The organism is Pseudomonas massiliensis, from assembly GCF_000826105.1.
Lineage (GTDB): Bacteria > Pseudomonadota > Gammaproteobacteria > Pseudomonadales > Pseudomonadaceae > Aquipseudomonas > Aquipseudomonas massiliensis.
In genome coordinates this window covers 431,883-446,390 of the sequence record NZ_CCYK01000004.1, presented here as the reverse complement: position 1 = coordinate 446,390, position 14,508 = coordinate 431,883, and the positions used below count along the sequence as shown (strand labels likewise).

14 protein-coding genes are annotated in these 14,508 nt (G+C 64.8%); 7 read left to right on the top strand and 7 right to left on the bottom strand.

The genetic code is table 11. The features are described from left to right. Position 1 precedes the first annotated feature (1 nt). From BN1188_RS03355 to rpe, 4 genes are all read right to left on the bottom strand, one after another. Positions 2-601 (bottom strand): anthranilate synthase component II, encoded by a 600-nt coding sequence (locus BN1188_RS03355; protein WP_040259821.1) that lies wholly within the window; start codon positions 599-601, stop codon positions 2-4. A 52-nt stretch (positions 602-653) separates the two neighbouring features. Beyond that, positions 654-2,135, bottom strand: a complete 1,482-nt coding sequence (trpE, locus tag BN1188_RS03350) for an anthranilate synthase component I (RefSeq protein WP_040259820.1) — start codon at positions 2,133-2,135, stop codon at positions 654-656. Between the two features lie 67 nt (positions 2,136-2,202). After that, on the bottom strand, positions 2,203-3,021 hold the full coding sequence (locus BN1188_RS03345; protein ID WP_040259818.1) for a phosphoglycolate phosphatase: 819 nt from the start codon (positions 3,019-3,021) through the stop codon (positions 2,203-2,205). Then, positions 3,018-3,692 carry a ribulose-phosphate 3-epimerase gene (gene rpe, locus BN1188_RS03340; protein WP_040259817.1) on the bottom strand — a complete coding sequence of 225 codons (675 nt, stop codon included), beginning with the start codon at positions 3,690-3,692 and terminating at the stop codon, positions 3,018-3,020. Before rpe ends, BN1188_RS03345 begins: the two co-directional genes overlap by 4 nt. A gap of 109 nt (positions 3,693-3,801) precedes the next feature. Between rpe and BN1188_RS03335 the strand changes: the two genes are divergently transcribed. Next, a complete protein-coding gene (locus tag BN1188_RS03335; protein ID WP_040259815.1) occupies positions 3,802-4,767 on the top strand; it encodes an alpha/beta hydrolase family protein in 966 nt (321 codons plus the stop codon). A 7-nt stretch (positions 4,768-4,774) separates the two neighbouring features. Here BN1188_RS03335 and BN1188_RS03330 read toward each other — a convergent pair whose 3' ends face one another. Genes BN1188_RS03330 through BN1188_RS03320 form a run of 3 tightly spaced genes read right to left on the bottom strand, consistent with a single transcriptional unit; the run spans position 4,775 to position 7,241 of the window. Continuing rightward, positions 4,775-5,539 (bottom strand): TerB family tellurite resistance protein, encoded by a 765-nt coding sequence (locus BN1188_RS03330; RefSeq protein WP_040259814.1) that lies wholly within the window; start codon positions 5,537-5,539, stop codon positions 4,775-4,777. Then, the gene (gene murU, locus BN1188_RS03325; protein WP_040259813.1) at positions 5,539-6,219 is read right to left on the bottom strand and encodes an N-acetylmuramate alpha-1-phosphate uridylyltransferase MurU; all 681 of its coding nucleotides are present in this window, start codon (positions 6,217-6,219) and stop codon (positions 5,539-5,541) included. The genes BN1188_RS03330 and murU overlap by 1 nt, the downstream gene beginning before the upstream one ends. Further along, complete coding sequence (locus BN1188_RS03320) at positions 6,216-7,241, bottom strand: aminoglycoside phosphotransferase family protein (RefSeq protein WP_040259811.1); 1,026 nt, start codon at positions 7,239-7,241, stop codon at positions 6,216-6,218. The genes murU and BN1188_RS03320 overlap by 4 nt, the downstream gene beginning before the upstream one ends. Positions 7,242-7,369: 128 nt before the next feature. Between BN1188_RS03320 and BN1188_RS03315 the strand changes: the two genes are divergently transcribed. From BN1188_RS03315 to BN1188_RS03290, 6 genes are all read left to right on the top strand, one after another. Beyond that, positions 7,370-10,165 (top strand): LPS-assembly protein LptD, encoded by a 2,796-nt coding sequence (locus BN1188_RS03315; RefSeq protein ID WP_040259810.1) that lies wholly within the window; start codon positions 7,370-7,372, stop codon positions 10,163-10,165. Then, the gene (locus BN1188_RS03310; protein ID WP_040259904.1) at positions 10,146-11,438 is read left to right on the top strand and encodes a peptidylprolyl isomerase; all 1,293 of its coding nucleotides are present in this window, start codon (positions 10,146-10,148) and stop codon (positions 11,436-11,438) included. Before BN1188_RS03315 ends, BN1188_RS03310 begins: the two co-directional genes overlap by 20 nt. Beyond that, positions 11,435-12,424 carry a 4-hydroxythreonine-4-phosphate dehydrogenase PdxA gene (pdxA, locus tag BN1188_RS03305; RefSeq protein ID WP_040259809.1) on the top strand — a complete coding sequence of 330 codons (990 nt, stop codon included), beginning with the start codon at positions 11,435-11,437 and terminating at the stop codon, positions 12,422-12,424. The genes BN1188_RS03310 and pdxA overlap by 4 nt, the downstream gene beginning before the upstream one ends. Beyond that, positions 12,421-13,227 (top strand): 16S rRNA (adenine(1518)-N(6)/adenine(1519)-N(6))-dimethyltransferase RsmA, encoded by an 807-nt coding sequence (gene rsmA / locus BN1188_RS03300; protein WP_040259808.1) that lies wholly within the window; start codon positions 12,421-12,423, stop codon positions 13,225-13,227. The genes pdxA and rsmA overlap by 4 nt, the downstream gene beginning before the upstream one ends. 78 nt (positions 13,228-13,305) lie before the next feature. Beyond that, positions 13,306-13,686: a Co2+/Mg2+ efflux protein ApaG gene (gene apaG, locus BN1188_RS03295; protein WP_040259807.1), complete on the top strand. Its 381-nt coding sequence runs from the start codon at positions 13,306-13,308 to the stop codon at positions 13,684-13,686. Beyond that, on the top strand, positions 13,686-14,504 hold the full coding sequence (locus tag BN1188_RS03290) for a symmetrical bis(5'-nucleosyl)-tetraphosphatase (RefSeq protein ID WP_052469137.1): 819 nt from the start codon (positions 13,686-13,688) through the stop codon (positions 14,502-14,504). The genes apaG and BN1188_RS03290 overlap by 1 nt, the downstream gene beginning before the upstream one ends. Positions 14,505-14,508: the final 4 nt, after the last annotated feature.

Below are 14,508 nucleotides of genomic sequence, written 5' to 3'. Positions count from 1 at the left end.
CTTAACCCTGGCGGGTGCCGCCGGTTTGCTTGAGGAAATTGGCGAGCAGCTCATGGCCTTGCTCGGTCAGGATCGACTCGGGGTGGAACTGCACCCCTTCCACGTTCAATGTCTTGTGCCGCAGGCCCATGATTTCGTCGACGCTGCCGTCGGGCAATTGAGTCCAGGCGGTGATTTCCAGGCAATCGGGCAGATTCTCCCGATTGACGACCAGGGAATGGTAGCGGGTAACGGTCAAGGGTTGGGCGAGGCCTTCGAACACGCCCTGGTCGCGGTGGCTGACCGGGCTGGTCTTGCCATGCATGGCCTGACGGGCGCGAATGACTTCACCGCCATAGGCCTGGCCCAGCGCCTGGTGACCCAGGCAGATGCCAAGAATCGGCAGCTTGCCGGCGAAATGGTGGATGGCCTCGATGGACACACCGGCTTCGCTCGGCGTGCATGGCCCTGGCGATACCACGATACGCTCGGGGGCCAGGGCTTCGATCTGGGCAATGCTCAGCTCATCGTTGCGCACCACCTTCACCTCGGCGCCCAATTCGCCCAGGTATTGCACGATGTTGTAGGTAAAGGAGTCGTAGTTATCGATCATCAGCAGCATGGCGCGAACCTCTCGAATTCCGGATCGGACGGCCCCGGCAGGGCCGCGCCTTTTATTCAGCCTTGGCCTGCTCGGCCAGGGCGACGGCACGGAACATCGCCCGCCGCTTGTTCAGGGTTTCTTCCCATTCAGACGCGGGCACCGAGTCGGCGACGATGCCGGCCCCTGCCTGGACATGGAGCTCCCCGTCCTTGATCACCGCCGTGCGGATGGCGATGGCCGTGTCCATGTTGCCGTTCCAGGCGAAGTAGCCCACCGCGCCGCCGTACACGCCCCGCTTGACCGGCTCCAGCTCATCGATGATTTCCATCGCGCGGATCTTCGGCGCGCCGGACAAGGTGCCAGCCGGCAGGATGGCTCGCAGCGCATCCATGGCGGTCAGGCCCTGCCTGAGCTCCCCCGTCACGTTGGACACGATGTGCATCACGTTGGAGTAGCGTTCGATCACCATTTTTTCAGTGACTTGCACACTGCCGACTTCAGCTACGCGCCCGGTGTCATTGCGGCCCAGGTCGATGAGCATCAGGTGCTCGGCCAGCTCTTTTTCATCGCTGAGCAAATCCAGTTCCAGGGCCCGGTCCGCCTCTTCAGTGGCGCCACGGGGCCGGGTGCCGGCGATCGGCCGTACCGTTACCAGGTTGTCCTCCACCCGCACCAACACCTCGGGCGAGCTACCCACTACATGGAAGTCCCCGAAGTTGAAGAAGTACATGTAGGGGGTCGGGTTGAAGCAACGCAGGGCGCGATACAGATCGATGGGGGCTGCGTTGAAGTCGATGGACATCCGCTGGGATGGCACCACCTGCATGCAGTCACCGGCCAGGATGTATTCCTTGATGGTACTGACCCCGGCCTCGAAATCGTCCTGGCTGAAGCTGGAACGGAAGTCCGGTTCCTGAGTGGTGGCGCGGGAGAAATCCAGCCCCAGGCGCGGCGCGATCGGCTGACGCAGGCGCTCCATCAGTTGCGCCAGTTGCGCGCGGCCTTGTTCGTAGGCATCGGGCTGGCTCGGGTCGGCCAGCACGATGGCATGGATTTTCCCGGCAAGGTTGTCGAACACCACCACGGCATCGGACACCATCAGGAGAATGTCCGGCACGCCGATAGGGTCCGGGTTCGGGCATGGGCCCAGGCGCTTTTCCACGTAACGCACGCAATCGTAGCCGAAGTAACCTACCAGCCCGCCGTTGAAGCGCGGCAGGCCGGCCACGGTCGGCACCTGGTAGCGTGCCTTGAAGGCTTCAACGAAGGCCAGCGGGTCCTCTACCTCATGACGCTCGGTTTCCGCCCCGTCCCGGGTAACGGTCACGACCTGGCCATGAACGCGCAGCACCGTTCTGCAGGGCAAACCGATGATGGAGTACCGGCCCCATTTCTCACCGCCCTGCACAGACTCGAGCAAGTAGGAATTGGGTTCGTCGGCAAGCTTGAGATAGATGGACAGCGGCGTGTCGAAGTCGGCCAGGGTTTCATGGGCCAGGGGAATGCGGTTGTAACCGGAATCGGCCAAGCGCAGGAATTCTTCGCGGGTCATAGCGGCCTCGTGGCGGAGGTAGGAATCGGAAAACGTGCAAACGCGCCGGCAGGCCGGCCAGGGGAAGTCAGGCGCGCCAGCGCCAACGGGCCAGGGCCTTGATGACTTTCATCCAGAGTTTGCAGGTAACCGCCACGGGAGATACTCGACTCGATGAGGCAGGGGTGTCGGGCAACGTTATCTCAGCGGACCGCTCGAAGCAACCAGGCAAGAGCTCACGCGGGTCATCGATCACCAGGTCAGGCCCTTCCTCAGCGATCGGCCGGCCGTGGTTATAGCCGTAGGTCAAGGCCGCGCAGGGTACGCCGGCCGCTTTGGCAGCCAGCACGTCATTGCGCGAATCTCCGACGAACAGCGCCTGCTCGGGGCCTACGCCAGCCATTTTCATCACATGGAGCAAAGCGGCCGGGTCCGGCTTTTGCTGAGGCAAGGTATCGCCCCCGATGATCCAGCGGAAATAGCGCCCCAGCTTGAGCTCATCGAGCAAGGGAGCCACGAACTGCTCAGGCTTGTTGGTGATCAGGGCCATCTCTACCCCTTCACCGTCCAGCCACTTCAGGGTTTCCCGCACGCCTGGGTAGACCGTGGTGCGTCCATGCTCAGCGGCATAGGCCGTCATGAACAGGGCCAGCGCCTGCTCGCCCAGAGCATCATCCACCTCGGCGTGGTCCAGGCCGCCGGCCAAGGCCCGGCGCACCAGTACCCGCGAGCCGTTGCCGATCCATACCCGCACCGCCTCGATACCCGCCGGTGGGCGCCCCAGTTGGGCGAGCATCTGGTCTACCGCGGCGGCCAGGTCTGGCACCGAGTCGATCAGGGTGCCATCCAGGTCGAACATCACCAGCCGGGGCAAGCCGGCCGGGAACAAGCGCTTCAGGCCGCTCATGGGCGCGCCAGGGCGAGTTCCGCGCGCATGCTGTCGATCACCGCCCGATAGTCCGGAGCATTGAAGATGGCCGACCCGGCTACGAACGTATCGGCGCCGGCGGCCGCGATCTCACGGATGTTGTGCAGATTCACTCCGCCATCGATCTCCAGGCGGATGTCGCGACCGCTTGCGTCGATCAACGCCCGCGCCTGGCGCAGCTTGTCCAGGGTGCCGGGGATGAATTTCTGCCCGCCGAAGCCCGGGTTGACGCTCATGAGCAGGATCATGTCCACCTTGTCCATCACGTACTCGAGCACGTTCAGGGGCGTGGCCGGGTTGAACACCAGTCCTGACTTGCAACCGCCGTCGCGCACCAGCTGAAGCGAGCGGTCGATATGCTGGGTGGCTTCAGGGTGGAAGGTGATGTAGGTAGCGCCGGCTTCGATGAAGTCGCCGATGATCCGATCAACCGGGCTGACCATCAGGTGGACGTCGATGGGCGCGGTGATGCCGTACTTGCGCAACGCGGCGCAGACCATGGGGCCGATGGTCAGGTTGGGCACATAGTGGTTGTCCATCACATCGAAGTGCACCACGTCCGCTCCGGCGGCGAGTACGTTATCGACCTCCTCGCCCAGGCGAGCGAAGTCGGCGGAGAGAATGGAAGGCGCAATGGCGAACGGTTGCATGTTGGACCTGTAGGCTGAACACGGTGGCGCGCATTGTAGCCGATGGCGGGGTGGCGACGGGGACGGAATCATCTTAGGCTTGGGCAAAGCAATGAAAATGGAACCCTCGATGCGCGCTTTCCGCCGTGCCACGCTCGTTACCCTGGCCACTGCCCTGGCCCTGCCCCTGCTCTGCGCCCATGCCGACGAGCCCGCCGCCGAAGCGCCCCCGGCCAAGCCGGCGCAACGCCCGCCATTGCTCGAGCGCAGCGCGGAAGATGCCCAGGCGCTTGCCCGGCAATTGCCGCCGGCCCAGATTCAAACCCTGCAGGCCAGCGGTGATAACTTTATGGCCCTCTGGCTGCCGGCCGACACGGCGGACCCTGTCGGCCTGGTGATCATCGTGCCGGGCGCGGGGGAAAGCGCCAACTGGCCTGTAGCAGTGGCGCCGCTGCGCACTCGCTTGCCAGAAGCAGGCTGGGGCACGCTCAGTCTCACCCTGCCGGACCTGCTCAGCGAAGCCATGCAGCCTCGTGGCATCGAACCGCCGGCGCCTGTCGCGGCCGGCAGCAGCGCCACACCGGCCGATGCCAACGCGCCCATCGAAGAGGCCGCCGCCAGCGGCGCCGAACCCAGCCCTCAAGCCCAACCACCGGGGCCGGACGAACAATTGAAAAACGATGCCGCGCGTATCTTTGCCCGTATCGATGCCGGTATCGCCTTCGCCCAACAGGTCAAGGCGCGCAATATCGTTTTACTGGGCCATGGCACCGGCGCGTACTGGGCAGCCCGTTACCTGAGCGACCGCCAGCCATCCCGCGCACAGAGGCTGGTGATGGTCGCCGGCAAGACGCCGGAAGCCGCGCCCGCCGGCCTGGACCAACTGGCTCCGCAACTGAGCGTGCCCGTGGCAGACATCTACTACGCCAGCAACCCCGCCCTGCGCAGCGCTGCGGCCCAGCGCCTGCAAGCGAGCAAGCGCCAGCCCGGCAGCCAGTACAGCCAGACCGAACTCAGCGGCGTGCCCGGCGACAAGAGCGCGGCGGACGAGCAGCTCTATCGCCGGGTCAGGGGCTGGCTGAGCCCACAGTCCTGAGCGGCCCTTAAAAGCCACGCCTGCGCCTGATCACCTCGAATGCCCCATGCAACTCCCGGGTGCGCTCCGTCGCCGCGCGCACCTGGGCCTCGCTGGCCCCGCGGCCTTGAAGCTTGTCCGGATGATGGCGGCTGAGCAGGCGCCGGTAGGCCTGCTTGATCTGCTCGACCTCGCTGGCCCCGGTCACCCCGAGCACGCGCAGGGCGTTTTCGTAGGCATCGTTGGCCTGAGGCAAGACGCGGGACGCCGGGGCATATTCGGCACCCAAGGCACGGATGCGCGGCGCCGTCCAGCCTAGCCAGCTCCCCCAATCGAGCAGCAGTTGCCGCTCATTGGCGCCGACTTCGCCATCGGCCCAGGCCATGCGCCAGCACGCGCGCAGCAGCCCTTCTGCCGTCGTGGGCTGCCCCTGCAGGCGTCGCAAATGGCCTTGCAGCGAATCCTTGCCGGCCTTGCCTCGGCCAAAGGCAGCGATGGCCTGCTTGCGGGCCGGCTCGCCTAGCCCGAGCAGGGCCATTTCGTTTCTCGCCTGGTTGATATGGCTTTCCTGCACCCGGCCGTCGGCCTTGGCCAGGCGACCGAGCAGCACGAACAGCAGGTCGCCTTCGGCAAGGCCCGCTTTACCCCGCAGGCGCGCCCACAGGTCCGCCCAGCTTTGCAGGTCCAGCCGGCGGTCCACCAACTGCCCCAGTAACGCCCCCAGGATGCCGCCAGGAATATGCGCCAGGGCAAAACCCGCCGCGGTGCCCACTACCGTGACCGGCCATAGCATCAGCGCGCTCCCGCCGGTGGGCCGCCCAGCAGCCGATCCACCTCGGCCAGGCGCTCGGGGGTGCCCACGTCAACCCAGCGTCCACGGTAGTGCTCCCCCGTCACCCGCCCCTGATCCATGGCCTGGCGCAGCAAGGGCGCCAGCTTGAATGCGCCAGGAACGCAGCCGGCGAACAGAGCCGGGTCGAGCACGGCGATGCCGCTGTAGGTCAGGCCCTCGCTGCCTGGCGAAGAAGCCAGGTAGCCATTGCGCAAGGCGAAGTCCCCGACGGGGTGATGCTCCGGATTATCCACCATTACCAAGTGGGCCAGGGCACCAGGGGCCAGGCTCAATCGAGCGTAGGCGTAGTCGGTCCACACGTCGCCATTGACCAGAATGAAGGGCGACGCGCCCAGCAATGGCAAAGCCTTATAGATGCCGCCGCCGGTTTCTAGGGGCTGGCCCTCGGGTGAGTAGGCGATGCTCACCCCCCAGCGCTCTCCCGTTCCCAGGTAGGCTTCGATCTGCTCGCCCAACCAGGCGTGGTTGATCACCAGTTCACGGTGCCCTGCCCTGGCCAAGGCGCGCACCTGGTGCTCGATCAGCGGTATGCCGGCGGCCCGCAGTAACGGCTTGGGCGTATGCAGAGTCAGTGGCCGCATCCGCTCACCCTTGCCAGCGGCCAGGATCATCGCCTTCATGCCGTGGCCTCAGCTGCGATGGGCAAACTGTCCAACAGGGCATTGAGCTCGGCCAGTTCCTCGCGCCGTCCGGCGACGGCGCGGATATAGGCGAAGAAACGCGGCACGTCGGCCAGGTAGCGCGGCTTGCCGTCACGGTGGCAGATGCGGGCGAAGATGCCGATCACTTTCAAGTGGCGCTGCACACCCATCAGGTCGCTGGCGCGCAGGAACTCGGCGAAGGTGTCCTGTACCGGCACGCCCTGGGCTCGCGCAGCGTGCCAGTATTGGCCCAGCCAGTCCGCCACCCGCGCTTGGGGCCAACTGAGGAAAGCATCCTTGAACAGGCAGGTCACGTCATAGGTGACGGGCCCGTATACCGCGTCCTGGAAATCCAGCACGCCAGGGTTGGGGCTGCTCACCATCAGGTTGCGGGGCATGTAGTCCCGGTGCACCAGGACCCGGGGCTGCGCCAGGGCGCTGTCGATCAGCAACTGGCTGGCCGCGCTCCACTGCGCCTGCTGGGCGTCGGTGAATTCCACACCCAGGTGCCGCTGTACATACCATTGGGGGAACAGTTCCAGCTCACGTCGCAGCAGGGCCTCGTCGTAGCTGGGCAGCGCCGCGTCCATGGGCAGGGCCTGCAACTTGAGCAGCGCCTGGATGGCGTCGGCGAACAGGGCGTCGGCGTTCTGTTCTTCGATCACGTCCAGGTAGGTTTGCCGGCCCATGTCACTGAGCAGTAGAAAGCCACGCTCCAGGTCTTGCCCATGAAGGGTTGGTACATGCACCCCCGCGCTGGCCAGCAGCGTATCGATGTGCACGAAGGGCGCGCAGTTTTCCTGGGGCGGCGGCGCGTCCATCACGATGAAGCTTCGCTCAGGGGACGCCCAGCGGAAATACCGGCGGAAACTCGCGTCGCTGCTGGCGGGGGTCAACTCGCCGTGAGGAACCTCGCCCCAGCCCTGCTCCTGGTAGAGCGCGGTAAGGCGGGCCTTGAGCCAAGGCTTGAGAAGTTCCAGGCGTACATCTTGATCGGGCATTTAGAGAGTCTCCGACGGCGCTAGCCGTCAAGCGGGTCATGCTTTATTATCCAGCATCTTTTTCAGACCATCGAGAGGCGTGCACACCCGCACGGGCAGATGGCACGCAGGAAGCCCGGACTAATAAGATGGCATTGAAATCCCCCGCGTTTCGTAGAAAGTTTCCGTTGCTCGTGACCGGCGGCCTGCTGGCGATGCAACCCCTCGCCGCCGCCTACGTGAGCGCCGCGCCGCAGTATGACTGCCAGGTGTCGGCTTCCGGTTCCTGGGACTGCAAGACCCGCGACACCAACCCCAGCCTGCCACCACGCCCCCAGCATACCGCCTCTTCGGTCAGCTCCACTGGCGAAGGCGAGGCATCCACTGGCGAGGCCGCCGCCGGGCCTACCCTGGTCACCGAAAGCAAGGGCCGTGGCCTGCAGTCGCGCAGCGCGGACTACAGCCACCTGGACTGGGTCCCTCGCGAGAAGCTCACGCCGGCGCAGCTGGCCGAAACCGGCCCCTACTGCTCCGGCGCCTATGTAGAGCCCCTGCGTCCGGGCATGAGCGACAAAACGTCCAAGTCGGACGCGCCCACCTATATCAACGCCCGCGCCTCGCGCTACGAGGAGCAGTCGCAGACCGCGACCCTGGCCGGCGATGTGGTCATGCGTCAGGGCAGCATGCAGGTAGAAGCGAACGAAGCGGCCCTGCACCAGGCGGAAAACCGCGGTGAGCTCAACGGCAACGTGAAGATTCGCGACAACGGCGCGCTGATCGTGGGCGACCATGCCGAGGTGCAGCTCGACACCGGCGCGGCCCAGGTGGACAACGCCGAGTATGTATTGCACAAGCAGCGCGCACGGGGCTCGGCCCTCTACGCCAAGCGGGCAGAGAACGCCATCATCCGCTTGAAGGACGGCACCTATACCACCTGCGAGCCGAACAGCAATGCCTGGTCGCTCAAGGGCAACAACATCACGCTGAACCCGGCCACCGGTTTCGGTACCGCGACCAACGCAACCCTGCGCGTGAAGGACTTCCCCGTTCTCTACACGCCGTACTTCTATTTCCCCATCGATGATCGTCGGCAGTCCGGCTTCCTGGCGCCGAGCATCTCGAGCAGCAGCGACAACGGCCTGACCCTGGTCACGCCCTACTACTTCAACCTGGCGCCGAACTACGACGCCACCTTGTACCCCCGCTACATGGCCAAGCGCGGCCTGTTGATGGAAGGCGAGTTCCGCTACCTGACGCCCAGCAGCGAAGGGCAGTTCGGCGCCGCCTACCTTAACGACGAGAACGACGACCGCAAGGAACAGTCCGACTACTCCAAGCGCCGCTGGATGATCAACTGGCAGCACAAGGGCGGCCTGGACTCGCGCCTGCTGAGCGAAGTGGACTACACCCGCATCAGCGACCCTTACTACTTCCAAGACTTGCAAACCGATCAGGTCGGCGTGGAAGACCGTGACTTCGTCAACCAGCAGGGCGCCCTCACCTACCGCGGGCAGGGCTACACCGCGCGTTTGAACGTGCAGTCCTACCAATTGGCGACCGTTACGGAAATCACCCCCTACGACCGCCTGCCCCAGCTGACGCTCGACGGCGTACTGCCGTACAACCCGTCGGGCCTGCAGTTCAGTTATCATACCGAAGCCGTGCGCTTCGACCGGGACCTGCGTACTGGCACCTATACCGACGACGATGGCATATCCTCGCCGCGCATCGACCGGAATGTATTCGGCTTGGCCCGCGCCAACGGTGACCGCCTGGACCTGGTCCCGGCCGTCAGCCTGCCGCTGGACTGGAGCTACGGCTACATCAAGCCCACGCTCAAGTACAAGTACACCCAGTACGACCTGGACCTGGACTCCAAAGGCAAGGCCGACCTGCTTACCCAGGAAAACGCCACGGGCGAGTCCTACAGCAGTTCCCAGAACATCAGCGTCCCGATCTTCAGCGTGGACAGCGGCCTGTACTTCGACCGCGACACCCAGATGTTCGGCACCGCGTACCGGCAGACCCTCGAGCCGCGCCTGTTCTACCTCTACGTTCCGTACGAAGACCAGAACGACATTCCGGTATTCGACACCAGCGAAAGCGTGTTCAGCTATTCGTCGCTGTTCCGTGACAACCGCTTCAGTGGCGGCGACCGCATCGGCGACGAGAACAAGCTGTCCCTGGGCGTGACCAGCCGCTGGATCGAGGACAACGGTTTCGAACGCCAGCGTTTCAGCATCGGCCAGGCCCTGTACTTCAAGGACCGCAAGGTCCAGTTGCCACAGATCGCCTACCAGGACCGCGACGAGGCCCAGTCGGACGTTTCCCCGTACGCCCTGGAATACGAATACCGCTTCAACCGCGACTGGCGCTTCACGTCGGACTTCAACTGGGACCCGGACAGCCGCAGCACCCGTTCCGGCAGCGCCATGTTCCATTACCAGCCTGAAGACAACCCGAACAAGGTGGTCAACGCCGGCTTCCGCTATCGTGACGACGCCATTCACTACGATACCGCCACCGGGCGCTGGGGGTTCGGCGGCGACTACGGCACGCCGTACAACAAGGACGGCACTGCGAACCCGAACTACGTGAAGGACTACTACAAGATCCAGCAGCATGACTTCTCCGTCATCTGGCCGCTGGTGCCGCAGTGGAACCTCATCAGCCGCTGGCAGTACGACTACAACCGCAACCGCACGCTGGAGGCCTTCGGTGGCTTCGAGTACGACAATTGCTGCTGGAAGCTGCGCCTGATCAACCGCTACTGGGTGGATTACGACGAGTACAGCCAGGCCGCTCCAGAGAACGAGAAGGGCGATCGCGGCATCTTCCTGCAAATCGTGCTCAAGGGCCTGGGTGGCGTGGTAGGCAACAAGGTCGAAGGTTTCCTCGACAAAGGCATTCAGGGTTATCGTGAACGTGAAGACCAAGCTATGTGATCGCCTGCGCCCCATGCTGTTGGGCGCACTGTTTCTGGGTACCCTGGCACATGCCCAGGTCCAGCCATTGGACAAGGTCATGGCCATCGTCGACAACGACGTGATCATGCAGAGCCAGCTGGACCAGCGCATGCAGGAAGTGCGGCAGACCATCGCCAAGCGTGGCGGTGGCGAGCCACCCATGGAGGAATTGCAGAAGCAGGTGCTGGACCGCCTGATCCTGGAAAACCTGCAGTTGCAGATCGGGGAACGCTCCGGCATCCGGATCACCGACGAGGAGCTCAACGCCGCCATGGGCACCATTGCCCAGCGCAACAACATGAGCCTGGATCAGTTCCGCGCGGCCCTGGCCCATGACGGCCTGTCCTACGAAGCCGCCCGGGACCAGGTTCGCCGGGAGATGGTCATCAGCCGGGTGCGCCAGCGCCGGGTAGCCGAGCGCATCCAGGTCAGCGAACAGGAAGTGAAGAACTTCCTGGCCTCCGACATGGGCAAGGCCCAGTTGTCCCAGGAATACCACCTGGCCAATATCCTGATCGCCACCCCCGAGGGCGCCAATGCCGGACAGATCCAGGCCGCGGCCCAACAGGCCATGGACCTCTACCAGCAACTGCGCCAGGGCGCGGACTTCGCCAGCCTGGCCACCGCGCGCTCGGCCAGTGACAACGCCCTGGAAGGGGGCGACATGGGCTGGCGCAAAGCGGCCCAGTTGCCACCGCCCTTCGATCAGATGCTGGCGTCCATGAAAGCGGGAGAAGTGACCCAACCGGTGCGCACGCCGGGTGGCTTCATCATCCTCAAACTGCTGGAAGCCCGAGGTGGCCAGGCGGAGATGCGCGATGAGGTCCATGTTCGCCATATCCTGCTCAAGCCCAGCGAGATCCGCAGCCCGGCGGAAACCCAGCGCCTGATCGAAACCCTTTACACCCGGATCAAGGACGGCGAAGACTTCGCCACCCTGGCCAAGAACTACTCGGAAGACCCAGGCTCGGCCCTCAACGGTGGCGACCTGAACTGGATCGACCCACAGTCGCTGGTGCCGGAATTCCGTGAAGTCATGGCGCAAACGCCTGTGGATACCGTGTCACGGCCATTCCAGACCCAGTTCGGCTGGCACATCCTGGAAGTCCTGGGCCGGCGCGCCACCGATGCGACCCAGCAGGCTCGGGAACAGCAGGCCCTCAATGTACTGCGCAACCGCAAGTACGACGAGGAGTTGCAAACCTGGCTCCGTCAGATCCGTGACGAGGCCTACGTCGAAATCAAGCAGTGAGCGTGGCGCGTTTCGCCGTCACGCCCGGCGAGCCAGCCGGCATAGGGCCCGACCTGTGCCTGCTGCTGGCTTCCCAGGCCCAGCCTCATCCTCTTGTCGCCATCACCAGTCGTGACCTGCTCGCCGAGCGGGCCACGCGCCTGGGGCTGGCCGTTGACCTGATTCCGGTCAGCCTCGACGCCCTGCCCCACCACCCGGCGCCTGCTGGCAGCCTGTATGTACTGGACGTGCGCCTGGCCGCGCCCGTGGTACCCGGCGTGCTGAACCCGGCCAATGCCAGCTTCGTGCTACGCACCCTTACCCTGGCCGCCGAAGGCTGCCTGGCCGGCCAGTTCGCGGGCATGATCACCGCGCCGGTGCACAAGGGCGTGATCAATGATGCCGGCACGGCGTTCTCCGGCCACACGGAATTCCTGCAAGACCTGACACGGGCGGACCATGTGGTGATGATGCTGGCCACCCGTGGGCTGCGCGTAGCCCTGGTGACCACCCATTTGCCGCTAAGGGAGGTGGCCGACGCCATCACCCCGGCACGCCTCGAGCGCGTGACCCGCATTCTGCACCACGACCTGGTGAACAAGTTCGGCATTGCCCGCCCCCGGATCCTGGTGTGCGGATTGAACCCTCACGCTGGGGAAGGCGGCCACCTGGGCCGGGAAGAGATCGACGTGATCGAACCCACGCTTGAACGGCTGCGCCAGGATGGCCTGGACCTGGTGGGCCCCTTGCCCGCCGATACGCTCTTTACTCCCAAACACCTGGAGCACTGCGACGCGGTGCTCGCCATGTATCACGATCAGGGCCTGCCGGTGCTGAAGTACAAGGGCTTCGGCGCGGCGGTCAACGTCACCCTGGGCCTGCCGATCATCCGCACCTCGGTCGACCATGGCACCGCCCTGGACCTCGCCGGCAGCGGCAAGGTCGACACCGGCAGCCTGCAGGTCGCATTGGAAACCGCCTATCAAATGGCTGAGGCACCTCGATGAACGAGCAATACCAACACCGGGCGCGCAAGCGGTTCGGGCAGAACTTCCTCCACGACGCCGGCGTCATCGACCGCATCCTGCGGGCCATCCACGCCCGTGAAGGCGAGCGCCTGCTCGAAATCGGCCCGGGCCAGGGCGCGCTCACCGAAGGGCTGCTCGACAGCGGCGCTCAGCTGGACGTGATCGAGCTGGACAAGGACCTCGTTCCCCTTCTCCACCAGCGATTCGACAACCGCGGCAACTTCAGCCTGCATCAGGGCGATGCCCTGAAGTTCGACTTCAACCGCCTGGGTGCCAGCCCGCGTAGCCTGCGTGTGGTGGGTAACCTCCCGTACAACATCTCCACGCCACTGATCTTCCATCTGCTGAGCAATGCCGCGCTGATTCGCGACATGCACTTCATGCTGCAGAAAGAGGTGGTCGAACGCCTGGCCGCCGGTCCCGGCGGCGGCGATTGGGGGCGTCTGTCGATCATGGTGCAGTACCACTGCCGCGTGGAACATCTGTTCAACGTGGGCCCCGGGGCGTTCAACCCGCCACCGAAGGTGGATTCGGCCATCGTTCGCCTGGTACCCCATGACACCCTGCCGCACCCGGCCAAGGATGCGCGCGCCCTGGAGCGGGTGGTACGCGAAGCCTTCAACCAGCGCCGCAAGACACTGCGCAATACCCTGAAGGCACTACTGCCCGCCGCGGCCATCGAGGCCGCCCAGGTGGACGGCAGCCTGCGCCCCGAGCAGCTCGACCTGGCCGCGTTCGTCCGCCTGGCAGACCAGCTGGCCGACCAGCCGACCGCACCCTGAGGCACCTAGGCCATCCTATGGCCTAGACTGCTTTCATCGGGCCTCGTCCCCACGTCATTCGCTTTAGGTCCAGGCACCATGTCCGATTCCCGTTATCACATCGACGTCAGCGTCGATACGCGCTTCCTGGCGGAGCAATCCAACCCCGAGCAGGGCCGTTATGCCTTCGCCTATACAGTCACTGTACGCAACAAAGGCCAGGTACCCGCGCGTCTGATGTCGCGCCACTGGGTGATCACCGACGGCAACGGCAAGGTCGAGGAGGTCCGCGGGCCTGGCGTGGTCGGCCAGCAACCGCTGATCGGGGTGGGCCAGGCCCATACCTACAGCAGCGGCACCATCATGGCTACCAAGGTGGGGAACATGCAGGGCAGCTACCAGATGGTGGCCGAAGACGGTAAACACTTCGACGCCATTATCGCGCCGTTCCGCCTGGCCATGCCCGGAGCCCTGCACTGATGGCCGTGTATGCCGTAGGTGACCTGCAGGGCTGCCTGGATCCGCTCAAGACGCTGCTGGACGAGGTGGCCTTCGACCCCGCCCGGGACCAGCTATGGCTGGTGGGCGATCTGGTCAATCGCGGCCCGCAATCCCTGGAAACCCTGCGCTTCCTTTATTCGATCCGCGATTCGCTGGTCTGCACCCTGGGAAACCACGACCTGCACCTGCTTGCAGCCTGGTACAACGTCGAGCGCCTGAAGAAGAACGACACCCTGGCCGAGATCCTCGAGGCACCCGACGGCGGGCAACTGGTGCAGTGGCTGCGTCAGCAAAAGCTGCTGCATTACGACGAGCCACGCAACTTTGCCCTGGTGCATGCCGGCATTCCGCCCATGTGGCCCTTGAGCAAGGCGCTGCGCTACGCCGCCGAGGTGGAAACCGCCCTGCGCGACGACAACCTGGTGGAGCCCTTCCTGGACGGCATGTACGGCAACGAGCCGGCCAAGTGGCACAAGGATCTGGAAGGCGTCACCCGCCTGCGGGTTATCACCAACTATTTTACCCGCATGCGTTTCTGTACCGCCGACGGCAAGCTGGACCTCAAGGGCAAGGAAGGGGCGGACAGCGCGCCCCCTGGCTACGCGCCCTGGTTCAGCCACAAGCACAGACGCAGCCGCCACATCCGCATCATCTTCGGCCATTGGGCCGCGCTGGAAGGCCGCTGCGACGAGCCTGGCGTATTCGCCCTGGACACGGGGTGCGTCTGGGGCAACGCAATGACCTTGATGAACCTGGACACTTTGCAACTTCATCAGTGCAAGTGCCCTCTCTGCTAACGCC

Coding starts and splice junctions, on each gene's coding strand:
- rsmA (WP_040259808.1), top strand. CDS start 12,421: ATGAACGAGCAATACCAACACCGGGCGCGCAAGCGGTTCGGGCAGAAC.
- BN1188_RS03335 (WP_040259815.1), top strand. CDS start 3,802: ATGCGCGCTTTCCGCCGTGCCACGCTCGTTACCCTGGCCACTGCCCTG.
- BN1188_RS03355 (WP_040259821.1), bottom strand. CDS start 601: ATGCTGCTGATGATCGATAACTACGACTCCTTTACCTACAACATCGTG.
- BN1188_RS03290 (WP_052469137.1), top strand. CDS start 13,686: ATGGCCGTGTATGCCGTAGGTGACCTGCAGGGCTGCCTGGATCCGCTC.
- BN1188_RS03320 (WP_040259811.1), bottom strand. CDS start 7,241: ATGCCCGATCAAGATGTACGCCTGGAACTTCTCAAGCCTTGGCTCAAG.
- BN1188_RS03330 (WP_040259814.1), bottom strand. CDS start 5,539: ATGCTATGGCCGGTCACGGTAGTGGGCACCGCGGCGGGTTTTGCCCTG.
- apaG (WP_040259807.1), top strand. CDS start 13,306: ATGTCCGATTCCCGTTATCACATCGACGTCAGCGTCGATACGCGCTTC.
- BN1188_RS03315 (WP_040259810.1), top strand. CDS start 7,370: ATGGCATTGAAATCCCCCGCGTTTCGTAGAAAGTTTCCGTTGCTCGTG.
- BN1188_RS03345 (WP_040259818.1), bottom strand. CDS start 3,021: ATGAGCGGCCTGAAGCGCTTGTTCCCGGCCGGCTTGCCCCGGCTGGTG.
- rpe (WP_040259817.1), bottom strand. CDS start 3,692: ATGCAACCGTTCGCCATTGCGCCTTCCATTCTCTCCGCCGACTTCGCT.
- trpE (WP_040259820.1), bottom strand. CDS start 2,135: ATGACCCGCGAAGAATTCCTGCGCTTGGCCGATTCCGGTTACAACCGC.
- murU (WP_040259813.1), bottom strand. CDS start 6,219: ATGAAGGCGATGATCCTGGCCGCTGGCAAGGGTGAGCGGATGCGGCCA.